This window comes from Acidimicrobiales bacterium (assembly GCA_035630295.1).
GTDB lineage: Bacteria > Actinomycetota > Acidimicrobiia > Acidimicrobiales > Iamiaceae > Iamia.
On sequence record DASQKY010000050.1, the window covers coordinates 24339 to 46133 of the forward strand.

25 protein-coding genes are annotated in these 21795 nt (G+C 75.1%); 14 read left to right on the forward strand and 11 right to left on the reverse strand.

Annotation, left to right across the window (positions count from 1 at the left end):
* The first annotated feature begins 140 nt into the window (after positions 1 to 140).
* Positions 141 to 296, forward strand: a complete 156-nt coding sequence (locus VEW93_13835) for a hypothetical protein (GenBank protein HYI62870.1) — start codon at positions 141 to 143, stop codon at positions 294 to 296.
* Between the two features lie 344 nt (positions 297 to 640).
* On the opposite strand, the gene VEW93_13840 is transcribed toward VEW93_13835, so the two are convergent.
* Genes VEW93_13840 through VEW93_13850 form a run of 3 tightly spaced genes read right to left on the reverse strand, consistent with a single transcriptional unit; the run spans position 641 to position 2457 of the window.
* Positions 641 to 1135: a DUF6328 family protein gene (locus VEW93_13840; protein ID HYI62871.1), complete on the reverse strand. Its 495-nt coding sequence runs from the start codon at positions 1133 to 1135 to the stop codon at positions 641 to 643.
* 33 nt (positions 1136 to 1168) lie between these two features.
* Positions 1169 to 2233 (reverse strand): iron-containing redox enzyme family protein, encoded by a 1065-nt coding sequence (locus VEW93_13845; protein ID HYI62872.1) that lies wholly within the window; start codon positions 2231 to 2233, stop codon positions 1169 to 1171.
* Complete coding sequence (locus tag VEW93_13850; protein HYI62873.1) at positions 2230 to 2457, reverse strand: hypothetical protein; 228 nt, start codon at positions 2455 to 2457, stop codon at positions 2230 to 2232. The genes VEW93_13845 and VEW93_13850 overlap by 4 nt, the downstream gene beginning before the upstream one ends.
* Before the next feature lie 98 nt (positions 2458 to 2555).
* Here VEW93_13850 and VEW93_13855 point away from each other — a divergent pair, with 98 nt between their 5' ends.
* Both VEW93_13855 and VEW93_13860 read left to right on the forward strand, forming a co-directional pair.
* Positions 2556 to 3305 carry a maleylpyruvate isomerase family mycothiol-dependent enzyme gene (locus VEW93_13855; protein HYI62874.1) on the forward strand — a complete coding sequence of 250 codons (750 nt, stop codon included), beginning with the start codon at positions 2556 to 2558 and terminating at the stop codon, positions 3303 to 3305.
* A gap of 58 nt (positions 3306 to 3363) precedes the next feature.
* Positions 3364 to 3822 (forward strand): SRPBCC family protein, encoded by a 459-nt coding sequence (locus VEW93_13860; protein ID HYI62875.1) that lies wholly within the window; start codon positions 3364 to 3366, stop codon positions 3820 to 3822.
* A gap of 18 nt (positions 3823 to 3840) precedes the next feature.
* Here VEW93_13860 and VEW93_13865 read toward each other — a convergent pair whose 3' ends face one another.
* A complete protein-coding gene (locus VEW93_13865; protein ID HYI62876.1) occupies positions 3841 to 4368 on the reverse strand; it encodes a hemerythrin domain-containing protein in 528 nt (175 codons plus the stop codon).
* A 271-nt stretch (positions 4369 to 4639) separates the two neighbouring features.
* Between VEW93_13865 and VEW93_13870 the strand changes: the two genes are divergently transcribed.
* The 3 genes from VEW93_13870 (at position 4640) to VEW93_13880 (ending at position 7381) form a co-directional block, all read left to right on the forward strand.
* On the forward strand, positions 4640 to 6394 hold the full coding sequence (locus tag VEW93_13870; GenBank protein ID HYI62877.1) for a GAF domain-containing SpoIIE family protein phosphatase: 1755 nt from the start codon (positions 4640 to 4642) through the stop codon (positions 6392 to 6394).
* A gap of 57 nt (positions 6395 to 6451) precedes the next feature.
* Complete coding sequence (locus tag VEW93_13875; GenBank protein HYI62878.1) at positions 6452 to 6877, forward strand: ATP-binding protein; 426 nt, start codon at positions 6452 to 6454, stop codon at positions 6875 to 6877.
* Between the two features lie 147 nt (positions 6878 to 7024).
* Positions 7025 to 7381, forward strand: a complete 357-nt coding sequence (locus VEW93_13880; GenBank protein ID HYI62879.1) for an STAS domain-containing protein — start codon at positions 7025 to 7027, stop codon at positions 7379 to 7381.
* Here VEW93_13880 and VEW93_13885 read toward each other — a convergent pair.
* The gene (locus VEW93_13885) at positions 7371 to 8165 is read right to left on the reverse strand and encodes a response regulator (GenBank protein ID HYI62880.1); all 795 of its coding nucleotides are present in this window, start codon (positions 8163 to 8165) and stop codon (positions 7371 to 7373) included. The genes VEW93_13880 and VEW93_13885 overlap by 11 nt on opposite strands.
* Positions 8162 to 9706 carry a PAS domain-containing sensor histidine kinase gene (locus VEW93_13890; protein HYI62881.1) on the reverse strand — a complete coding sequence of 515 codons (1545 nt, stop codon included), beginning with the start codon at positions 9704 to 9706 and terminating at the stop codon, positions 8162 to 8164. The genes VEW93_13885 and VEW93_13890 overlap by 4 nt, the downstream gene beginning before the upstream one ends.
* Before the next feature lie 133 nt (positions 9707 to 9839).
* On the opposite strand from VEW93_13890, the gene hrpA reads away from it, so the two are divergent.
* Both hrpA and VEW93_13900 read left to right on the forward strand, forming a co-directional pair.
* Positions 9840 to 13628, forward strand: a complete 3789-nt coding sequence (gene hrpA / locus VEW93_13895) for an ATP-dependent RNA helicase HrpA (GenBank protein ID HYI62882.1) — start codon at positions 9840 to 9842, stop codon at positions 13626 to 13628.
* A 101-nt stretch (positions 13629 to 13729) separates the two neighbouring features.
* Positions 13730 to 13996 carry a Rho termination factor N-terminal domain-containing protein gene (locus tag VEW93_13900; GenBank protein HYI62883.1) on the forward strand — a complete coding sequence of 89 codons (267 nt, stop codon included), beginning with the start codon at positions 13730 to 13732 and terminating at the stop codon, positions 13994 to 13996.
* Positions 13997 to 14009: 13 nt separating this feature from the next.
* Here VEW93_13900 and VEW93_13905 read toward each other — a convergent pair whose 3' ends face one another.
* Complete coding sequence (locus VEW93_13905) at positions 14010 to 14264, reverse strand: GlsB/YeaQ/YmgE family stress response membrane protein (protein ID HYI62884.1); 255 nt, start codon at positions 14262 to 14264, stop codon at positions 14010 to 14012.
* 118 nt (positions 14265 to 14382) lie between these two features.
* Here VEW93_13905 and VEW93_13910 point away from each other — a divergent pair, with 118 nt between their 5' ends.
* Positions 14383 to 14937: a hemerythrin domain-containing protein gene (locus VEW93_13910; GenBank protein HYI62885.1), complete on the forward strand. Its 555-nt coding sequence runs from the start codon at positions 14383 to 14385 to the stop codon at positions 14935 to 14937.
* A 54-nt stretch (positions 14938 to 14991) separates the two neighbouring features.
* Here VEW93_13910 and VEW93_13915 read toward each other — a convergent pair whose 3' ends face one another.
* Positions 14992 to 15849: an SDR family oxidoreductase gene (locus VEW93_13915; protein HYI62886.1), complete on the reverse strand. Its 858-nt coding sequence runs from the start codon at positions 15847 to 15849 to the stop codon at positions 14992 to 14994.
* 145 nt (positions 15850 to 15994) lie between these two features.
* Between VEW93_13915 and VEW93_13920 the strand changes: the two genes are divergently transcribed.
* Positions 15995 to 16957: an SDR family NAD(P)-dependent oxidoreductase gene (locus tag VEW93_13920; protein ID HYI62887.1), complete on the forward strand. Its 963-nt coding sequence runs from the start codon at positions 15995 to 15997 to the stop codon at positions 16955 to 16957.
* Between the two features lie 59 nt (positions 16958 to 17016).
* Positions 17017 to 17202, forward strand: a complete 186-nt coding sequence (locus tag VEW93_13925; protein ID HYI62888.1) for a hypothetical protein — start codon at positions 17017 to 17019, stop codon at positions 17200 to 17202.
* A 32-nt stretch (positions 17203 to 17234) separates the two neighbouring features.
* Here VEW93_13925 and VEW93_13930 read toward each other — a convergent pair whose 3' ends face one another.
* Complete coding sequence (locus VEW93_13930) at positions 17235 to 17456, reverse strand: helix-turn-helix transcriptional regulator (protein HYI62889.1); 222 nt, start codon at positions 17454 to 17456, stop codon at positions 17235 to 17237.
* A 136-nt stretch (positions 17457 to 17592) separates the two neighbouring features.
* On the opposite strand from VEW93_13930, the gene VEW93_13935 reads away from it, so the two are divergent.
* From VEW93_13935 to VEW93_13945, 3 genes are read left to right on the forward strand one after another with little or no spacing between them, the layout of a single operon-like run.
* Positions 17593 to 19179, forward strand: coding sequence for a PP2C family protein-serine/threonine phosphatase (locus VEW93_13935; GenBank protein ID HYI62890.1), 1587 nt, complete (start codon positions 17593 to 17595; stop codon positions 19177 to 19179).
* Positions 19176 to 19484, forward strand: a complete 309-nt coding sequence (locus VEW93_13940; GenBank protein ID HYI62891.1) for an STAS domain-containing protein — start codon at positions 19176 to 19178, stop codon at positions 19482 to 19484. The genes VEW93_13935 and VEW93_13940 overlap by 4 nt, the downstream gene beginning before the upstream one ends.
* A complete protein-coding gene (locus VEW93_13945) occupies positions 19481 to 20047 on the forward strand; it encodes an ATP-binding protein (GenBank protein HYI62892.1) in 567 nt (188 codons plus the stop codon). The genes VEW93_13940 and VEW93_13945 overlap by 4 nt, the downstream gene beginning before the upstream one ends.
* Here VEW93_13945 and VEW93_13950 read toward each other — a convergent pair.
* Both VEW93_13950 and VEW93_13955 read right to left on the reverse strand, forming a co-directional pair.
* Positions 20037 to 20942 carry a carbon-nitrogen hydrolase family protein gene (locus tag VEW93_13950; protein ID HYI62893.1) on the reverse strand — a complete coding sequence of 302 codons (906 nt, stop codon included), beginning with the start codon at positions 20940 to 20942 and terminating at the stop codon, positions 20037 to 20039. The genes VEW93_13945 and VEW93_13950 overlap by 11 nt on opposite strands.
* Positions 20939 to 21790 carry a class I SAM-dependent methyltransferase gene (locus VEW93_13955; protein HYI62894.1) on the reverse strand — a complete coding sequence of 284 codons (852 nt, stop codon included), beginning with the start codon at positions 21788 to 21790 and terminating at the stop codon, positions 20939 to 20941. The genes VEW93_13950 and VEW93_13955 overlap by 4 nt, the downstream gene beginning before the upstream one ends.
* Between the last annotated feature and the right edge of the window lie 5 nt (positions 21791 to 21795).

The following is a 21795-nucleotide window of genomic DNA, read 5'->3' on the forward strand; positions in this document are numbered from 1 at the left end:
GTCGTGGACAAGAGTAGGGATGCGATTGCCCCTGGTCAGGAGCGGACCAATGGATGACGCTGCGGTGGGACGGTTGGACAGCTGGAGAGGGAGTTGACCGACCGGCGGTTGATAGTGGGGAGCCAGGTGCGGAGGTCGTCGTGGTCGATGAGGCCGGGGTCCCTCGCATCCGGCTGGCCACCACCCGCGGCGAGGCCGAGGACGGCCAGACGTCGTCGAATGCTCGGGTGGTGCTGCTCGACGGAGATGGGTTCGAGCGCGTGACGATGAGCGTGTCGCCGAGATCGGCGTCCTGAGCGTTGCTGGCCGGTCGACGGACGGCGGCGATCGCGCGCCGATGTGTTCGCTCTCGATCTCGACGACTGTGATGGCGTGTACTCGGCGTCGAGTTGGTCGACCGGGGCAACAGCGTCGGTGTTCAAACCCTCTCCGAAGGACGCGAGCCACACACCTGGACTCGGAGCGTGAGGGCGGCCCTTTGCTCACGGACTGCTCCGTCACACGTGGGCGTCGCTGGCCCTGGCCGCCGGCGTCCAACCCAAGGTCCTGTCCGATCGCCTCGGCCACTCGACCATCGCCATCACGATCGACACCGACTCCCACGCCAGATCCGACAAGCACGGAGGGCGGGGCGGACGGGTCAGGACGGGTCGCCGGGGGGCGGGGTCTGGTTCGGGCGGAAGCGGAGGGGGAGGACGAACCAGGTCAGGGCGGCCACCACGACCAGCACCGGGCCGATCCACCGCACCGGCGTGTCGGGGAAGCCGACCACCCCCACCACGTAGACGGCGCAGCCGATGGCCAGGGCCAGGCAGGCCGCGCCGATCAGGGCCAGGAGGTTGGCCGTCTTGATCGTCTCCTCCTTGGTCCCGTCCCGGAAGCGCAGGCGGTGCTGCACCACGGGGGCGATGAGCAGGATGGAGGCCACCGCGGTCAGGGTCACCGAGGCCACGAACACCCCGGAGGCCTCCGCCGTGACGGCGTCGAAGCGGTCGCTGAAGGGGACGGTGAGCAGGAAGGCCAGCAGCACCTGCACACCCGGCAGGGCCACCCGCAGCTCGCTCAGGAGCTGGTCCAGCTCCCGGTTGAGGCGTTCGTGCTCGGTCTCCCCGGCCGGCTGGGACGGCGACGGCATCGGTGGCTCCTCCGGGGGGCGGTGACCCCGCCGCTACCCGGCGCCGTCGCCGGCAACCACCAGCGGAGCCGGCGTGGGGGGGCGGAGCGACGAGCGGCCCCGGTCCCAGGCGCCCAGGATGTGGCCGGCCAGGCGGGCCTCGCAGCGGCTCAGGGCCGCAGCCCCGAACACCACCTCGGGGCCCAGGGAGGGGTCGGAGGCCACCACGGGGGCGGCCATCTGGTCGCGGGCCAGGCGGCCGTGGTGCTCGTCGATCTCGACGTGGACGGCGTAGAAGCGCTCGAGGGCCGGCAGCGGCCCGAGGCGGCGGGCGGCGGCCAGGTACCGGGACATGGGCAGCACGGAGCACATCTCGAACAGGGCCAGGTGGCCGACCAGGGCGCCCCGCAGGCGGCGGTGGAGGCCGAACATGCTCACCAGGTTGTCGGTGGCCAGGGTGACACCCGGGAGCCGGTCGACGTAGCGGCCGAAGGTGGGGTCGAGCCCGAGGTCGGCCATGGCCTCGGCGAACAGCTCGGCGTGGGCCTGCCCGGGCACGCCGTCGCCGTACTCGTCGGCCTGGATCTCGATCATGGCCGCCCGCCCCGGCCCGGCCAGCCGGGGGATGCCCCAGGTGTGGGCGTCGGCCTCCTTGAGCTGGTAGGCGGAGCGGTGGATGGCGAACTCCCGGAGCTGGTCCAGGGTGCCCCGGGTGGCGATGGTGCGGGCCAGGGGCGGGCCGGCCCAGGTGGCGACGTCGTCCAGGGCGGCCAGCGGGTCGTCGGCCGGGTGGTCGGGGTGCTCGGCCCGGAGGGCGCCCTCGAACTGGGCCTCCAGACCGGCGCGGAAGGCCAGTGTGGACGGGTCCCACTCGAGGCGGTCGTCGACCTCGGCGAACCCGCTGTAGTGGAGCTGGTAGCAGCTCCACAGGGCGAGGTGGAGGTCGTCGTCGGTCAGCGGGTCGTCGACGGGGGCCGTCGGCGGGGGGAGGGGCGCGCCGGTCTGCCAGTGGGCGTGCAGGGCCCGGCCCAACGGCCCCCGGGGTGGGGGGAGGGTGGGGGCCGGCGGCCGGGGCAGCACCGGATCGGCCGCCGGCGGGGGGGCGGCGAGGGTGCTCACAGACGTTCGGCCAGGAGCTGCTTGGCCCGCTCGGCCACCTCCCGGTCGTTGTCGGCCAGCTCGGCGAAGAACGAGGCCAGCTCCTCGTCGTCGGCGTGGCGGGCGTCGTCGGCGAAGTGCTGGTACCGGACGCAGTCCTCCAGCGCCTGCTGGAGCAGGACGACGAGGTCGTAGAGGGCGTCCCCGGCCCCGGTGGGCTCCGGTGCGGCCTTCGTGCTGGGCATCGGGTTGTCCTCCGGGCAACGGGTGGGACCCCCCCGCTCCCCGCGGCGGCGCGGCGGCAAACCGGTTCGCTGGCCGGCCGGCACGCGATCATGGGGCGATGGACGTGATCGTGGCCGCCCTCCGCCAGCAGCAGGAGGAGCTGGCCGGCATCGTCGGCCTGCTCGACCCCGCCGGCCTGCTGAGCCCGTCCCGGTGCCCGGGCTGGACGGTGGCCGACGTCCTGCTCCACCTGGCCCAGACCAACGAGGTGGCCGTGGCCAGCTGCCAGGGCCGGCTGACGGCCGCCGTCGAAGGGCTGCCCGCGGCCCAGGACCGACGCTCCTCGGTCGACGACTGGGCCGGGGCGTGGGTCGAGGCCGAGCGGGGCGACCCCGAAGCGGCCCGCCAGCGGTGGGCGACCAGCGCCGAGGTCCAGGCCGAGGCGTTCGCGGCCTGTGACCCGGCCGACCGGGTGCAGTGGGTGGCCGGTGACATGGCCGCCCGGTCGCTGGCCACCACCCGGCTGGCCGAGACGTGGATCCACACCGTCGACGCCGCCGTGGCCGTCGGGCCCGAGCCGGCGCCGACCGCCCGCCTCGGGCACGTGGCCCGCCTGGCCTGGAGGACGGTGCCCTACGCCCTGGCGGGCGGGGGCCACGAACCGGCCGGCCCGGTGGCGTTCGACCTGGAGGCGCCGGACGGCACCCGGTGGGCCTTCGGCCCGGGCGACGCCCCGACCGTGGTGCGGGGCACGGCACACGCCCTGTGCACCGTGGCCGGCCAGCGGGCCCGGGCCGCGGACGTGGGCCTGGTGGCCGACGGCCCCGACGCCGACGCCGTCCTGTGCCTGGTGCGCACCTTCGCCTGAGCGGGGGTTTGACCCGTGAGCGGGGTTTGACCCGGTGGGCGTCGGCGAGTGGCCTGCCATGCCCGTGCTGTCCCCCCCCTCCACGCGCTCGGCCTCCATCCGGCTCCCGGTGGAGGTCGAGCGCGCTTGGGCCGTCGTGTCCGATCCCCGCACCTACCCCCGCTGGCTGGTGGGCGCCGTCGACATCCTCCACGTCGACGACCACTGGCCGGAGCCGGGCACCTCGTTCCGCCACCGCGTCGGGCTGGCCGGCCCCCTCACCACCGAGGACAGCACCACGGTGGTGGACCTCGATGCGCCCCGGTCCCTCGTGCTGAAGGCCCGGGCCCGGCCCTTCGGCCGGGCCCACGTGGAGATCGAGGTGCGGCCCGCCTCCGGCGGCTCCGAGGTGACCATGAGGGAGGGGATGCTCGGCCTGCTGGCCCCCCTCACGCCCCTGGCCCAGCCACTGATCCTGGCCCGCAACAAGCGGTCGTTGCAACGGCTGCGGGACCTGCCGGAGGCCGGCGCCTCGTAGCCGGCGCCGGCGAGGGGCCTACTGCTCGGCCACCGCCTCCTGGAGCTCCTGCTTGGTCATGGTGGAGCGGCCCGGCACGTCGGCCTCCTGGGCCTTCTCGTACAGCTCGTCCCGGGTCTGGTCGTCGCCGGCCACCTGGGCCTCCAGGTCGTCGGGCTCCATCTGGGCCAACTGGCCGGCGGCCCGTTCCCGCAGCTTGGGGAACAACTCGGACTCCTCCTCCTCGACGTGGTGTCCGATGCCGGCCTCCAGGATCTCGATGGCGGCCGAGAAGGCGCCCTCCTCCAGGCGCTGGGCCGCCTCGGAGATGCCGCTACGGGCCAGCTCGTGCTCGTCGGTGGCGTCGGCCGCGGTCTCCTCGTCCAGGTGCTCGGCCATGAGCGGGTAGAGGAACCGCTCCTCCACGGCCATGTGGGTGCGGAGCGAGTCGGTCAGGTCGCGGAACAGCTCGTCGCGCTGGTCGCCGGGGTCGGAGTCCTTCAGTTGGGCCAGCATCCGCTCTACCTTGCGGTGCTCTTCCATCAGGTGGGCCAGGACGTCGGGCATGGTGGATCCTCCGCGGGGACGGGTCGGGGGCCGCGCTCTACCCCGACCCGGCCCGATCCACGCAGACCCCGAGATCATCCGGCCCCTGGCCCGCCACGTCGGCCCGGCCCCGCCCCAGCCCCGCCCGAGCCCGTCGCCAGGCCGACGCGGCCTGAGCCCCCGGGTGACACCCGGCCCGGGTGGGCCCGGGTCCCGGCGGGGGTGGCTGCCGCCTACCATCGGCCCGCGGGCCCACCCCCACGGCCCGCGTCAGCGCCCGGGAGGTGCCTACGTGGGATCGCCCCCAGACGCCATCATCGGGTTGCTCCAGGACGTCGCCGCCGTCCTGGCCGGGGCCGGGTCCGTGGACGAGGTGCTGGAGCAGTGCGTGACCGTGGTGGCCGGACGCCTCGACGCGCCGTCGGCGGCGGCCTGGCTGGCCGAGCCCGACCAGGGCCGCCTCCGCCGCCGGGCCGCCACCGGCACCCTCCCGTCCACCGGGTGGCCGCGGGTCGAGCGCCTCGGGGAGGGGGCCGGTGCCCTCGGCCGGGCCGCAGCGGCTGGCCGGCCCGTGGTCTGCAACGGCCCGGTGGCGGACGACGTCGCGGTCGACCGGGCCTGGGCCGAGGCCCACGGCGTGGCCGCGCTGGCCGCCGTGCCCCTGGTGGCCTCCGGCGACCTGGTGGGGGTGCTGGCGGTGGCCAGCCGCCGCCCGGTGGGGGAGGCCACGACCCACGCCCTCTCGGCGGTGGGCGACCTGATGGCTGCCGGGGTGCGGCGCACCCGGGCCGAGCAGGCCCTGCGGGACGAGGCCGAGGTCCTGGAGATCCTCCGGCAGGAGTCGATCGCCCTGTCCGGGATCCACCGGCTCTCCGACGTGGTGCGCTACGCCACCGACACCGCCACCCGCCTGACCGGGGCCCAGTTCGGCGCCTTCTTCTACAACGTGGTCGACGCCCGGGGTGAGTCCTACACCCTCTTCACCATCGCCGGCGTGCCCGAGGAGCGGTTCGCCGGGTTCCCCCTGCCCCGCAACACGCAGGTCTTCGGGCCCACGTTCGAGGGTGTGGGGACGGTGCGGCTGCACGACGTCACCGAGGACGAGCGCTACGGCCACAACCCGCCGTTCCACGGCATGCCGGAGGGCCACCTGTCGGTTCGCAGCTACCTCGCCGCGCCGGTGATCTCCGGCGGCGGTGAGGTGCTGGGGGGGCTGTTCTTCGGCCACGAGGACCCGGGGGTCTTCACGGCCCGGGCCGAGCGGGTGGCCGAGGGCATCGCCCGCCACGCCGCCGCGGCCATGGAGCGGGTCCAGATGTTCGAGGCCGAGCACCGCCTGTCGGTCCGGTTCCAGGAGCGGCTGCTGGCCCAGCCCATCGCCGCCCCACCCGGGGTCGACATCGCGGCCCGCTACGTCCCGGCCAGCGACCTGGCCCAGGTGGGGGGGGACTGGTACGACGTCCAGAGCCTGCCGGATGGCCGGGTGGTGGTCGCCGTGGGCGACGTGGTGGGCCACGACCTGCGGGCGGCCATGGCCATGAGCCGCCTGCGCGACGCCGTCCAGCTCTACTCGATCGAGGGAGCGGCGCCGGCCGAGGCCCTGGACCGGGTGGACGGCTACATGGCCCGGGCCGGGATCACCGAGTACGCCACCGCCATCGTCGCCTCCTACGACCCCGGGACCCGGGTGATGGAGGTGGCCCGGGCCGGCCACCCACCACCGCTCGTCGTCCGGGCCGACGGGACGTGGTCGTGGCCCGAGCCCGACACCATGGCCGGGGGCATGCTGGGCGCCGGCCTGGGCGGGATCCGCCGTCGCGCCGCCCGCCTGGCCCTGGCCGAGGGCGACCTGGTGGTCCTGTTCACCGACGGGTTGGTCGAGCGGAGGGACGCCCCCCTCGACGACGGCGTCGCCGCCCTGGCCGAGATCGTGTCCCGGCACCGGGAGGCCCCGGCCCGGGCTGTGTGCGATCTGGTCATCGAGGACCTCACCGACGAGGCCCACGCCGATGACGTGGTCTGTGTGGTGGTCCGTGTCGTGGCCTGACCGGCGGCGCCGGCACGGACCTGCGTGGGGCCCCGATCCGTGGGCAGCGGAGCGAGGATGAACGCTGATGGCCTCCCGGACGCCGCCATCGGGGGCGACCCGGAATCGGTGGTCATCAGCGTGCCCTGCGACCTGGCCGCGCTGGGAGACGCCCGGTTCCACCTGGCCACCGCGGCCGCCGCCTGGGGGGTCCGCGACGTGGAGGCCGTGGAGGTGATCGCCACCGAGCTGATCGGCAACGCCATCGTCCACGCTCGCTCCCCGGCCCTGGTCCGGCTGTCGCGCCTGGAGGGCGGCCAGGCGCTGCTGGAGGTCACCGACGAGTCGGCCGAGCGTCCGGTCAAGATCACCCCTTACGAGCGCCACACCCGGGGCCTGGGCCTGCACGTGGTGGAGGCCCTGGCCGAGCGCTGGGGGGTGACGGTGGGGCGGCCGGGCGGGTCCAAGGTCGTCTGGGCCGTCATCGACAGCTCAGACGACTGACGGTCCCTGTCAGACATCGTGACAGGGGAACCGCTCGGACCTAGAGTGCCGGCACGGCCACGGAGCGGTGACAGCCACCGCCGAGGTGGGGAGGCCGGGTCCGTCGCGCCGTCCGACGGGACGGCTCGTCGATCGAGAGGAGCAGATGTGGAGGGCCAGGTCCCCGAGCCCACGTCCGGAGGGACACGGCTGCACGTCGTCGTCGCACGCGACGACGGCACCGCGACCGTGGCCCTGGAGGGCGAGCTCGACCTGGCCACCGCCGACCTGCTCCCCCCCACGCCGGACCACCCCCTGCAGGGCGTCCACGCCGTGGTGGTGGACTGCGGCCGTCTCAGGTTCTGCGACTCGGCCGGCGTCCGGGCCCTGAACGAGCTCCGCCTGGCCGTCGAGCGGTCCGGCGGCTCGGTGACGCTCCACGATCCCAGCCCCATGCTGGCCCGCGTGCTCGACATCGCCGGCCTGGGGTCACTGTTCCGTGGGGTCGACGGCCCTAGCCGGTGATCCCACCGGGGGCCGGCCCGGGCCGGTCGAGCTCGAACCACACCACCTTGCCGTCGTCCCGGGCCTCGGCGCCCCAGCGCGAGGCCATGCGGTCGATCAGCAGGATCCCCCGGCCGCCGATGGTGTCGGGGTCGGTCTGGGCCCGCAGGACCGGCAAGTCCGGGTCGTCGTCCTGCACCTCGACCCGCACGTGCTGCGGTGCCAGGACCACGTCGACGCGCGGCGCGCTCGAGGCGTGCAGGACGGCGTTGGTCACCAGCTCGCTGACCAGGAGCTCGACCTCAGCCAGCAGGGCCCGGTCCGGGCCGTCCAGGGTGTCACGGATGAAGGCGCGGGCTGCGCCGGCCGCCGCGGCCGCGGCCGGGAGTCGGGTGGATGCCCGGGCCGCGGCCCGCTCGGTCAACGCCGCGGCCACGAGGACCTCGTGCACCAGGCGGTCGGGATCGACCCGCTTCTCGACGTAGCCCACCGCCCCCCGGTCCCGGACGATGCTGCCCAGCCGCCCCCGAGGCAGGTTGGACAGGACGACCACCCGGGCGGTGGGCACCTGGTCGTGGAGGTCGGGCAGGACCTCGACGCCGGAGCGGCCGGGCATGGCCAGGTCGAGCAGGATGAGGTCGGGGGTGTGGGCCACGGCCGCGGCCAGGGCTTCGTGGCCGTCGGCCGCCTCCACCACGTCGTCGAAGCCGGCCCGGGACAGCAGGCGGCGCAGCAGCAGCCGCTGGTCGGCGTCGTCGTCGGCCACCAACACCCGGACCGGTGCGGTGGCCCCCGGTCCGGTCACGGGGCGGCGGGCAGGGCGAGGCGGAACGTCGAGCCGGCGCCGGGGGCGGACTCGACCCACAGGCGGCCCTGCTGAGCCTCGGCCAGCGACCGGGCGATGAACAGCCCGATGCCGGTGCCGGGCCGGGTCTCGCCGTGCGGCAGCCGGGAGAACCGCTCGAAGAGGTGCGGCTGCTGCTCGGCCGGGATGCCCGGGCCCCGATCGGCGACCGAGACCACGACCTCGCCGGGCCGCCCCTCGGTGGTGATCGTCACCGGGGTGTCCTCGGGCGAGAACTTCAGGGCGTTGGAGACCAGGTTGGCGAGCACCTGCCAGGTCCGCTGGGGATCGCCGAGGGCCAGGGCGCCGTTGACGTCGAGGTCCACGTCCACCACCCGGTCCGGTGCGCGCACGGCGGCGTCGGCCACCACCTGGGCGATGGTGGCCTCCAGGTCGACCGGCACGGTGTCGATCCGCAGCTGGCCGGCCTCGATGCGGGCCATGTCCAACACGTCGTCGACCAGGTGGGCCAACACCTCGGTCCGATCGGCGATCCGGCTCAGGATCTCCAACCGCTCGGCCTCCGAGGTGGTCGCCCAGTCGGCCCGGGCGAGCTGGAGGAAGCCTCGGATCACGCCGATCGGCTCCTGCAGGTCGTGGGCGATGACGGCCACCAGCTCGTTCTTCATCCGGTCGAGCTCGCGCAGGCGCGCCGCCACGCCGCGCTCTCGTTCCAGGACGCCCCGCAGGGCGTCCTCGTTGCGCTTGCGGTCGGTGAGGTCGCGGGTGACCTTGGCGAAGCCCCGGTGCCGGCCCTCGCTGTCCCGGAGGGCGGTGATGACCACGTCGGCCCAGAAGCGGGTGCCGTCCTTGCGGAGCCGCCACCCCTGGCTCTCCCAGCGCCCCTCGGACAGGGCGGTCCGCAGGCCGTGGCCGGGAAGGTCGTCCCGGCGGTCCTCCTCGGTGTAGAAGCGGGAGAAGTGCTGGCCGATGATCTCGTCGGCCCGGTACCCCTTCAGCTTCTCGGCGCCCAGGTTCCAGCTGGCGATCCGGCCCTCGGGGGTGAGCAGGAAGATGGCGTAGTCCCGGACGCCGCTGACCAGCAGGCGGAACCGCTCCTCGCTGTCCCGGAGGATGTCCTCCCCGTGCTTGCGCTCGGTGAGGTCGCGGGTGACCTTGCCGAAGCCCACCAGTCGCCCGTCCTCGGCCCGGAGGGCGGTGATGACCACGTTGGCCCAGAAGCGGGTGCCGTCCTTGCGGATGCGCCAGCCCTCGTCCTCGAAGTGGCCCTCGGCGGCGGCGATGGCCAGCTCCCGGTCGGGTAGCTCGGCCGCCAAGTCCTCCTCGGTGTAGAAGCGGGAGAAGTGCTGGCCGATGATCTCCTCGGCCCGGTACCCCTTGAGCCGGGCCGCGCCGGGGTTCCAGGTGGCCACCACGCCGTCGGGGTCCAGGGCGAAGATGGCGTAGTCGGTGACGGCGTGGACGAGCAGCTGGAGCAGGCCGGCCTCCGACTCGGCCGCCGGGCCCGGGCCGGGCTGGCGGTCGAGGGCGAAGCGGTCCATGTCGTGAGGCTAGGCCGCCCCCGCCGTTCCCGACCGGCCCCTCGGGCCCGGGGCGTACCATGGGCGGTCGCCCGCCCCGGCGCCGAGAGGCCCGGCCCGGTCCTCGCCCCTCCCCGCCGACCTCGCTGCTGCCGTGACCGACCCCTCCTCCGGCCCGGCGGCGCCCCAGCCCACCGGCGGCGACCTGCGGGCGCGGCCGCCCGTCCCCACGTACCCCCCCGAGCTGCCCATCACCGAGCGGCGCGACGAGCTGCTGGCCGCCATCGGCGGGCACCAGGTGGTGATCGTGGCCGGCGAGACCGGATCGGGCAAGAGCACCCAGCTACCCAAGCTGTGCCTGGAGCTGGGCCGGGGGGTGCGGGGCCTCATCGGCCACACCCAGCCCCGGCGGGTGGCGGCCCGCACCATCGCCGAGCGGGTGGCCGAGGAGCTGGGGACCGAGCTGGGCCAGGCCGTGGGCTACACCGTGCGCTTCACCGACCGGGTGGGTGACGACACCCTGGTGAAGGTCATGACCGACGGCATCCTGCTGGCCGAGGTCCAGCGGGACCGGCTGCTCCGCCGGTACGACACGCTGATCATCGACGAGGCCCACGAGCGCAGCCTCAACATCGACTTCCTGCTGGGCTACCTCCACCGCCTGCTGCCGCAGCGGCCCGACCTGAAGCTGGTCATCACCTCGGCCACCATCGACACCGCCCGCTTCGCCGCCCACTTCCGGGGGGCGCCGGTGGTGGAGGTGTCGGGGCGAACCTTCCCGGTCGAGGTGCGGTACCGGCCCTACGGCGGGTTGGTGGCGGCGGAGGAGGGCGACGACGTCATCGACGACGACCGCGACCAGGTCCAGGCCGTGGTCGACGCCGTCGACGAGCTGGCCCGGGAGGGACCCGGCGACGTGCTGGTGTTCCTGAGCGGCGAGCGGGAGATCCGGGACACGGCCGAGGCCCTGGACAGCTCGGCGCGGCGCGACCTGGAGGTGCTGCCGCTCTACGCCCGGCTCTCGGCCGCCGAGCAGCACCGGGTCTTCGCCCCCCACCGCGGCCGGCGGGTGGTGCTGGCCACCAACGTGGCCGAGACGTCGCTCACCGTCCCCGGCGTCCGGTACGTGGTCGACGCCGGCACGGCCCGGATCTCCCGCTACAGCCACCGCCTGAAGGTCCAGCGCCTGCCCATCGAGGCGGTGAGCCGGGCCTCGGCCGAACAGCGGGCCGGCCGGTGCGGGCGGGTGGCGCCGGGCATCTGCATCCGCCTCTACTCCGAGGACGACTTCGCGGCCCGGCCCGCCTTCACCGACCCCGAGATCCTGCGGACCAACCTGGCCTCGGTCATCCTCCAGATGACCAGCCTGGGCCTGGGCGACGTGGCCGCCTTCCCCTTCCTCGACCCGCCCGAGGACCGGGCCGTCCGCGACGGCGTGGCCCTGCTGGAGGAGCTGGGCGCCGTGGACCCGGGTCAGCCGGCCGACCGGCGGCGCCTCACCCCGGTGGGGAAGCGCCTGGTGCGCCTGCCCATCGATCCCCGCCTGGGTCGCATGGTGCTGGAGTCCGAGCGCCGGGGCTGCGTGCGCGAGGTGCTGGTGCTGGCCGCGGCCCTGTCCCTTCAGGACCCCCGGGAGCGACCCCTCGACAAGCAGCAGGCCGCGGATGAGCTGCACCGACGCTTCGCCGTGCCCGGCTCGGACCTGCTGGCCCTGGTGAAGCTGTGGGACCACCTGGAGGAGCGGCGGGCCGCGCTCACCTCCAACCAGTTCCGGCGCGAGTGCAAGGCCGAGTTCCTCAACCACCTGCGGGTGCGGGAGTGGCGGGACCTCCAGCGCCAGCTGGCCCGGGCCGCGGCGGGTGTGGGCATCGTGGCCGGCGCCGAGGCGGCTCCACCCGATCAGGTGCACCGGGCGGTGCTGGCCGGGCTGCTGTCACAGATCGGGATGCGGGACCGGGACACCCGCGAGTACCGGGGGGCCCGGGGCGCCCGCTTCCAGCTGGCCCACGGCTCGGCCCTGGCCCGGAAGCCCCCGCCCTGGGTCATGGCCGCCGAGCTGGTGGAGACCAACCGGTTGTGGGCCCGGGGGGCGGCGACCATCCGCCCCGAGTGGGCCGAGGACCTGGCCGGCCACCTGGTGAAGCGCTCCTACGGGGACCCCCGGTGGGACGAGCGGTCCGGGCGCGCCGTGACCAGCGAGCGGGTCGCCCTCTATGGCCTGCCCATCGTGCCCGGCCGCACCGTGGGCTACGACCGGGTCGACCCGGAGGCGGCCCGGGAGCTGTTCGTGGACCACGCCCTGGTGCGCCGGGAGTGGGAGACGGGCCACCGGTTCCTGGCCGACAACGAGGCCTTCCTGGAGCGGGCCCGGGAGTTGGGCCACCGCCTGCGACGGGCCGACCTGTTCGACCACGACGAGACGCTGTTCCGGTTCTACGACGGCCGCGTCGGGGCCGGGGTGGTCTCTGGGCGCCACTTCGACCGCTGGTGGAAGGAGGCCCGGCGCGACGACCCCGACCGGCTCACGCTGACCCTGGCCGACCTGACCGACGACGACGCCGAGCTGGACCCCGGCGCCCACCCCGACACCTGGCACCAGGGCGACCTGGCCCTGCCGATCACCTACCGCTTCGCCCCCGGGGAGGACCTCGACGGGGCCACCGTGCACATCCCCCTGCCCGTCCTCAACCGGGTGGAGCCGTGGGACTTCGACTGGCAGGTGCCGGGGTACCGGCGGGAGCTGGTGACCAGCCTGGTCACCACCCTGTCCAAGGCCGTGCGCCGGCACCTCTCGCCCCTGGCCGACACCGCGGCCCGGGCCGCCGAGGTCCTGGCCTTCCAGGAGCGGCCGGTGGTCGAGGCCCTGGCCGACGTGCTCACCGACCTGGCCGGCGTGCCCATCGGGCCCGAGGAGCTCGACGTCCGCCGGGTGCCGCCCCACCTGCGGCTGACCTTCGCCGTCGAGGACGGCGACACCGTGCTGGCCTTCGGCAAGGACCTCGACGCCGTGCGCGGCCTGGTCGGGGGGCGGGTCCGGCGGGCCGTGGCCGAGGCCACCCCGGGCATCGAGCGGGCGGGCCTCACCCGCTGGGACGGGGGCGACCTGCCCCGCGTGGTGCGCTCCACCGTCGACGGCCACGTGGTGGAGGGCTACCCGGCCCTGCTCGACGACGGCGACTCGGTGTCGGTCAAGGTGTTCTCCCGGCCGGAGGTGGCCGATCGGGTCATGGCCGCCGGGCTCCGCCGGCTGGTGCTGCTGTCGGTGCCGGTCGGGGTGCGGGGCCTGGAGCGGGAGGTGCCCGACCGGGTCCGCCTGGCGCTGGCCGCTGTGCCCGAGGTGACCCTGGGCGGGCTGCTGCGCGACGTCATCGCCGCTGCGGCCGGCACCGTGGTGGCGACCCACGGGGGGGTGACCTGGACCGAGGCCGGCTTCGAGGCGGTGCTGGGCGGGGCCCGGGCCGAGCTTCGGCCGGTGGCGTCGCGGGCCCTGGGCGACGCCGGGGAGGTGGTGGTGGCGGCGGCCGAGGTGACGGCGGGGCTGGACCGCCTGGCCGCCCCGTCGCTGGCCCGCTCGGTGGCCGACGCCTCGGCCCACCTGCACCGGTTGGTCCGCCCCGGCTTCGTGGCCACCGCCGGCACGGCCCGCCTGCCCGACGTGCTCCGCTACGTGCGGGGCATCACCAAGCGGTTGGAGAAGCTGCCCGAGGCCCCGGCCCGGGACGAGGCCCGCATGGCCGAGGTGGCCCCGGTGGAGCGGGCCTACCGCGAGCTCCTCGGCGCCCTGGCCCCCAGCCAGGTCACGCCCCGGGTGGTGGCGGTGGGCTGGATGCTCGAGGAGCTGCGGGTGAGCCTGTTCGCCCAGGCCGTGGGGGCGCGGGTCCCGGTCAGCGCCAAGCGCATCGGCCACGAGATCGGCCAGCTCTTCGCCGGCCACCTGGACTGAGCCGGCCGCCCGGGACCGTCGGCGCCCCCCGGGGACCGGTTGGGCCCGGGGGCGGTGGGGTAGCGGCGACCGGACAGCCGTCGAGCGAGCAGGAGGCCGCCATGGCCAAGGACCACGGATCCAGCGTCAAGGACGACGAGCAGTACGAGGCCCTCCGGCGGGAGGGCGCCAGCAAGGAGAAGGCGGCCCGCATCGCCAACGCCTCGGCCGCCTCATCGCGCTCGGAGACCGGGCGCAAGGGCGGCAAGGGCGGGGACTACGAGGACCGCTCCAAGCAGGAGCTCTACGCCAAGGCCAAGGAGGTCGGCATCGACGGGCGCTCGGGCATGTCCAAGTCCGAGCTGATCAAGGCCCTGCGCAACCACTGAGCGGCGCGGCCGCCTACGTCGTCCGGCGGGTGGTGGCGCCGTCCACCACGGCGATGAGCACGGCGGCGGTGATCACCGCGACGACCGATCCGAGGACGTTCAGCTCGAAGATGTCGCCCGTGCCCAGGGCGTTGGCCACCACGCCGCCCACCACCGACCCGACCAGGCCGAGGAGCAGGGTGACCACCAGGCTGAGGTGCTGGCGGCCGGGGAGGACGAGGCGGGCCAAGGCGCCGACGACGAGACCGAAGACGATGAAGCCGATCATGGTGCTGCTGCTCCTGAGGTCCGGGGGACACGGTCCCCTTCCCGGGCCCGGGGCCCCCACGCAACAGGCTCACCGGGCCGGTCGGTTTCCCGGGCCCCGAGCGGGTAGAGGCGCGGCCATGACCAGCGACGACGACATGGACGTGGTGACGTTCCTCCGCCACCAGCACGAGCAGATCCGCCAGCTCTTCGACGACGTGGCCTCGGCCGGGGCCGAGGGCCGGGAGGAGGCGTTCCAGTGCCTGGTGCGGCTCCTGGCCGTGCACGAGGTGGGCGAGGAGGAGGTGGTGCACCCGCGGGTGCGCCTGGAGGAGGGTGGGGCTCACATCGTCTCCGCCCGCCTGGAGGAGGAGTCCGAGGCCAAGCAGCTCCTGGCCGACCTGGAGAAGGTGGGCGTCGGCGGCGAGGGCTTCGACGAGCAGCTGGCCGTGGTCCGGGCCGCGGTCGAGGCCCACGCCGAGCAGGAGGAGCAGCTCGAGTTCCCGCTCCTGGCCGCGGTCGACGACCAGCGGGTCCTCCGGGGCATGACCACGCTCCTGAAGGTGGCCGAGGGCATGGCGCCCACCCACCCCCATCCCCACGGGCCCGACGGGATGGTCGGCAACCTGGTGGTCGGTCCCGCGGTGGCGGTGATGGACCGGGTCCGTGACGCCATCGCCGACGCCCGCCGGTAGGCCGCCGATCGGAGGGTGGTGCCCCCGGTGGCCCGGCGGGGGTGATGGGCCCGCTCAGCCGGGCAGGGTCTCGCCCCCGATCGGGGCCAGCACCTCGCCCGAGTAGTAGCTGGACAGGCGCCCAGCGGCGAAGAACACGAACGACGGCGCGATCTCGTCGGGCTGGGCGGCCCGGCCCATGGGGGCCTGCTCGCCGAACGACTCGGTCTTCTCGGGGGGCATGGTGGCGGGGATGAGCGGCGTCCACACCGGGCCGGGGGCCACGCAGTTCACCCGGATGCCCCGCTCGTCCAGGGCCTGGGCCATGGAGTAGGTGAAGGCCAGGATGGCGCCCTTGGTGGAGGCGTAGTCGATCAGCGCCTTGTTGCCCCGCAGGCCGTTGATGGAGCTGGTGTTGATGATCGTCCCGCCGTCGGGGAGGTGGGCCAGGGCCGCCTTGGTGACCCAGAAGTAGCTGTAGATGTTGGTGCGGAAGGTGCGGTCCCACTGCTCGGTGGTGATGTCCTCCAACCGGTCGGCCGGGTTCTGGTAGGCGCAGTTGTTGACCACGATGTCGAGGCCGCCCAGCTGCTCGACGGCGTGAGCCACCGCCTCCGTGCACGGCCCTTCCTCGGACAGGTCCCCGGCGATCGAGGTGCCGGTGCGCCCGGCCGCCCGCACCAGCTCGACGGTGCGCTCGGCGTCGTCGTGCTCGTTCAGGAAGCTGATGGCGACGTCGGCCCCCTCCTTGGCGAAGGCCACGGCCACCGCCCGGCCGATGCCGGAGTCCCCTCCGGTGATCAGGGCGCGCTTGCCCTCCAGGAGCCCGGTGCCGGTGTAGCCCTCCATCGAGTCCTCGGGTTGCGGGTCCATGTCCTCGGTGGAGCCCGGGTGCTCCTGCTCCTGGGGCGGCGGGTCGGGATCGGTGGGCACGGCAGCTCCTCGGCCTGGGGGTACGGCGGCCGGCGAGCTTCCCGGTGCCCGGGTCGACAAACCGGCCGTGTGACGCGCCCGAACGCGGGTAGCCCGCCGGTGTGGACGCCCACCCGCTGCCGGCCCGACGAGAGCAGGAGGACCGGTGATCCTGCGGGCCCGGGACCTCCGGGGCGCGGTGGTGGTCCTCACCGGGGCGTCCAGCGGGCTGGGCCGGGCCACCGCCGAGGCCTTCGCCGCCCACGGGAGCCGCCTGGTGCTGGCCGCCCGCACCGAGGAGGCGCTGGCCGAGGTGGCCGCCGCCTGCCGGGAGGCCGGAGCCGAGGCGGTGGCGGTGCCCACCGACGTGCGCGACCCGGAGGCCGTCGACCGTCTGCGGCGCCGGGCGGTGGAGGAGTTCGGTCACGTAGACGTCTGGGTCGACGCCGCCGGGGTGCTGGTCGCCGCCCCCTTCGGGGAGGAGGAGGTCGACGAGCTGGAGGCCCTGGTGGCCACGAACGTGGGTGGCCCCCTGTTCGGGTCGCGGGCCGCCCTGGCCACCTTCCGCCAGCAGGGCCACGGCACCCTGGTCAACGTCTCCTCGCTGCTCGGCCTGGTGCCCAACCCGGTCGTCCCGTCCTACGTGATGAGCAAGTTCGCGGTCCGGGGCCTGACCCTGAGCCTGCGCCAGTTGGTCGCCGGGGAGCGGCACATCCACGTGTGCGACGTCATGCCCGGCCCCATCGACACCCCGCTGTTCGCCCGGGCCGCCAACCGCACCGGTCGGCAGTTGCGGGCCATCCCCCCGGCCTACGCCCCCGAGCGGGTGGCGGCCGGCATCGTGGCCTGTGCCCGGCGGCCCCGCCGGGAGATGACCGTGGGCGTCGCCTCCCACCTCATCCTGGCGTCCCACCGCCTGGCCCCGGCCGCCACCGAGTGGGCCGTGGCCCAGGCCGCCGGCCGCCTGATCCTGCGCCCGACCCCCGCCTCGCCCACCTCCGGCGCGGTCGTCGAGCCGGACCGGGCCGGGCCCGTGCACGGTGGGTGGCGGCGGGGCGGCCGGCTCCGGCGGGCCGCCGGGGAGCGGCTGGGCACCCTGCAGGGGCGTCGGGGCGCCGACCCGGCCTAGCCGTCCCGCCGCCGGGGCCGGATCGGTGCACGCCGCCCGCTGGCGGGAAGGGGAGGACCATGGACGATCCCCAGGACCCCCAGGTGCCCACCGACGACGACCCCGAGGCCGATGACGAGGAGCAGGGCCTCCTCGACCGCATGCGGGGCACCGGTGTCGGCGTCGAGGACCCCAACATCGTCGGCGAGGTCGGCCCCACCGACATCCCACCCGGCCCCGATCCCGACCCCGACCCGGCTCAGTAGTCGGCGGGTGAGGGGCGCCAGCCGGGGGGTGGTCAGGTCGCGGGCGCGGCGAGCATCCGGTCCGGGGCCATGCCCAGCGCGCCGCAGAGCCGCTCGACCGAGCGGAGGGTCAGGTTGCGCTCGCCCCGCTCGATGGCGCCCAGGTAGGTGGGGTGGAAGCCGATCTCCTCGGCCATCTGCTCCCGGCCGATCCCCCGGCCCTCGCGGAGCGCTCGTACGTTCCTCCCGAAGGTCCGCTGCAGATCGCCTTCCACAAGGTTCCAGGGTGGTCACCCGCTACCCATAGGTCGACAGACTGATGAGTATTCCATCGGCCTCGGCGACCCCGCAGACGGGGACGGCGACCCGGTGCCCGTGACAGGCGGCCCGCCATCGACCATGCTCCCCACCGTGGGGCACCGATCGACGCCGTGGACGCCCTCCGCGGTCAGCCTGGTCGTGGTGGTGGCCGGGGTCGTCGTGACCGTGGCGCTGGCCCTGGCCGCCCGGGCCGCCCACGACGAGAACGAGGACCGCCTGCTCCGGCAGCGCACCCGGGAGGCGGCCGCGGTCCTCCAGGCCGCCGTCCCCGGCCTCGAGGCCCCGCTGGCCACCTCGGCGGCCCTGGCCGAAGTCGTCGACGACGACGGCCGCGGCGTCGAGGTCTTCCGGCGCACCATGGGCACCCAGGTCGGCCAGGGGGGCCCGTTCGTCTCCCTGTCGGTGTGGCGGGTCGACGTGCCGACCCCGACCATCGTCCTGGGCGAGGAGCCAAGGCTGGCCAGCGCGGGCGACGCCGAGAGGCGGGCGCTGTTCCGCAGGGCGGTGGCCACCGACGGTTTCACCATCCACGACCTGCTGGGCAGCGACACGCCGCGGCTGGGCTACGCCTTCCCGACGCCGGACGACGCCGGGCTCCTGGTCTACGCCGAGCAGGCCCTGCCGGTGGATCGGACCGCGGTCGTGCAGCCCGACTCGGCCTTCGACGGCTTGGAGTACTCGCTGTCGCTCCGCATGGACGGCTCGCCCGACACGCTGCTGCTGGCCAGCACCAGCGACCTCCCGCTGCGCGGTCGGGTGGCCGTCGAGGCGATCCCCTTCGGCGACGCGTCGCTCCGCCTGGCGGTGTCGCCGGAGGGCGACCTGGGGGGCTCGCTGCTGGCCCGCCTGCCCCTGCTGGTGCTGGGGGTGGGCCTGGTCATGGTCCTGGTCGCCGGCGCCCTGACCGAGAGGCTGCAGCGCCGGAGGCGGTACGCCGAGGTGCTGGCCGAGGAGAACGCCCGCCTCTACGGCGAGCAGCGGGCCGGCTCCCTGCTCCTGCAGCAGAGCCTCCTGCCCCGTTCGCTGCCCACCGTCGCCGGCGTGGAGATCGCCGTCCGCTACGTCGCCGGCGTGGAGGGCACCCACGTGGGCGGTGACTGGTACGACGTCATCGACAAGGAGGGCTCGCTGGTCGTGGTGGTCGGGGACGTGTCGGGCCGGGGCCTGACGGCGGCGAGCTCCATGGCCTCGGTCCGCTACACCGTCCGGACCCTGGCCGCCGAGGGGCTCTCGCCGGAGGAGATCCTCACCCGGAGCAACCACCTGGACGAGGGCCAGGGCTCCGGACACTTCGCCACCGTGGTGTGCGGCGTGGCCCACGCCACCGACCGCACCGTCACCTTCGCCAGCGCCGGGCACCCCCGGCCCCTGGTGGTGGCCGGCGGCGACGCCCGCTGGTTGGACGTGCCGATCGGCCCCCCGGTGGGCGCCGGGGCCGAGGTGCAGTACGCCTCCTCCACGGAGACCCTCCCGCCCGGCGCCACGCTCCTGCTGGCCACGGACGGGCTCTTCGAGCGCCGGGACGAGGCCATCGACGTCGGGTTGGAGCGGTTCCGGGCCGCGGCGGCCAGGGCCGAGGGACCCCTCCAGTCGGTGGTGGACGCGATCCTGGCCGAGCTGACGGGCGAGTCGGCCACCGATGACGTGGCCATCCTTGCCCTACGGTGGCCGGCGTGACGGACGGCGACGACTTCCGCTGCGAGGTGGAGCACGATCCGCCCGTCGTCCGGGCCTTCGGCGCCATCGACATCGACTCCTGCGACGTCTTCGCCGCGGCCGCCGAGCAGCTCATGGGCGCCTGCGGCGACCGGCCGGTCGTGTTCGACCTGTCCGAGGTCACGTTCATGGACAGCTCGGGGCTGGCTGTGCTGGTCAAGACGAACGTCGCCGGCCACCCGGTGATCGTGCGCAACGCCTCGACGACGGTGCGCCGGATCATCGACGTCACCGGCCTGAGCGGTGTCCTGGTGGTCGAGCCGTGAGCGAGCGTCGCTTCGACGGGGAGACGGCGTCGGTCGGGGAGGCCCGGGCCTTCGCCGAGGGCGCCGTGCGGGGCCTCACCGGCGAGGAGCTGTCGTCGCTGGCGGTGATGGTCTCCGAGCTGGCCTCCAACAGCGTGCGCCACGCCCGGTCGCCCTTCCGCCTCTCGGTGACGCAGCAGGGCACCGACGTCCGGGTGGAGGTGACCGACCGGGGCCAGGGCACGCCCCGGGCCGGTGCCCTGTCGCCGAGCGCGCTGTCGGGCCGGGGCCTCCGCATCGTGGAGGCGCTGGCCGAGACGTGGGGCGTCGAGGACGACGACCGGGGCACGACCGTCTGGTTCGTCCTGGCCACCGGGCCCGGCTCGGCCCCGCCGGAGCAGCGCCATCGGGCCCGGACCCCGGGCCGCAGCGGCAGCCCCAGCCGGCCTGGCCCCGTCCCCGGCCGGTCGGCCCCGTGGCCGGGCCGGGGCTCCAAGGGCACGTGCCGCCAGGACCCGACGGCGCACTGCACTCGGCGTCGAGCGGCCCTGCGCCGGGCCGCCACCCCGTCCCCTACCGGCTGACGGTGAGGCGGAACACGTCGGGGCGGGCGTAGTGGCCGACGGGGTCGAACTGGCGGCGGGCGATGGTGAGCTCGTCGAGGTCGATGGTGGTGAGGAGCATGCCGGCCTCCTCCTGCAGGGGCCCGGCCAGCACGGTGCCGTCGGGGCCGACGATGGCCGTGTTGCCGCGGGACATCCAGTCGTCGTCGCCGCCGTAGAGGTCCTCGGCGGTGGGTAGGGAGCGGGGGACGTCGCTGCCTCGCAGGCAGGTGTTGGTGCCGATGACGAAGACCCGGCCCTCGCGGGCGATGTGGCGCAGGGTCGAGACCCAGGCGTCGCTGTTGTCCCAGGTCGGGGCCAGGTAGATGTCGACGCCCTGCTGGTAGAGGGCGGCGCGAGCCAGGGGCATGAGGTTCTCCCAGCAGATCAGGCCGCCGATGCGGGCGAACCCGGCCTCGACCACGGTCAGGGTGGACCCGTCGCCCTGCCCCCACACCGTGCGCTCGCCACCGGTGGGCACGAGCTTGCGGTGCACGCCGGCGACGTGGCCCTCCGGGTCGAGGTAGAGCAGCGTGTTGTAGAGGGTGCCCGACGCCACCCGCTCGGTCACCCCGACGGCGACCCAGGCTCCGGCGGCCGCGGCGGCGGCGCCGAGGCGCTCGGTGGCCGGGCCGGGGATGTCCACGGCCTGGTCGTGGAGCCGCTCGTACCAGCCCCCGTCCGACCACGCCGGCGTGCGCCACACCCAGTCGGGGTACCCGGGGATGATCGCCTCGGGGAACACGACCAGCCGGGCTCCCCCCGCCGCCGCCTCCGCCACCTGGTCGGCCAAGTGCTCGACGGTGGTGTCGCGGTCGAGGAAGGCCGGCGTGGCCTGCACCGCCGCCACCGTCAACGTCCGGCCCCCGGCGCTCATCGGGTGCCCGCCGCGACCAGGAGCTCACAGGGGCCGACGAACCCGTCGGGCGTCTCGAACCGGGTCAGGGCGGCCTCGATCTCCTCCCACACGCCGGGTCGGTCGTCGGGCGGCAGGCCGGCCAGCATCTGGTGCAGGGCCCCGAATGACTCGCGCTCGAACCGGACGCACTCGGCCGCCGAGGCCAGGTGCAGGGGAGCCGGCACGGTCTCGACGGTCACGTCCCGGAACCCGGCGGTGGCCAGCGCCGCCTCCAGGGCGCCGGGGCCACCGAGGCTGAAGGGCCCGGGCTGGCCCGGCTGGGGCGCCGGCAGCTGGGCCCGGGCCCGGATGATCGACACGGGGAGGGAGAAGAACTCGTTGCGGTCCGGGGTCGAGTAGACGACGGCGGCCACCCGTCCGCCGTCGCGCAGCGCCCGGCGCATCCCGGCCAGCGCCTGCTGCTGGTCCGGGAAGTAGATCAGCCCCACCCGGGAGATCACGGCGTCGAAGGACCCCGGCGCCAGCCCGTCGAGGGTCTCGCCGTCGGCCTCGAGGGTCTCGACGGTGGTCAGCCCGGCCTCGGCCGCGGCCTTGGCCGCGTAGCTGAGGATCGTCGGGGAGATGTCGGTGGCCACCACCCGCCCCGACGGGCCGGCCCGCCGGGCGGCGGCGAGGCTCTGGCCCCCGGCACCGGCGGCGACGTCGAGGACCCGGCTCCCGGAGGTGACGCCGGCCGTGTCGAGCATGCGCTCGGTGGCGTGGCCGAGCCACGCCTCCAGCGTCGGGCCCCAGCGGTGCCACGCGTCGGCCGCGTCCTCCCACTGCTGGCGGGTGGTGGCCTTGTACTGGATCGGGTCGAAGCTCATCGGGG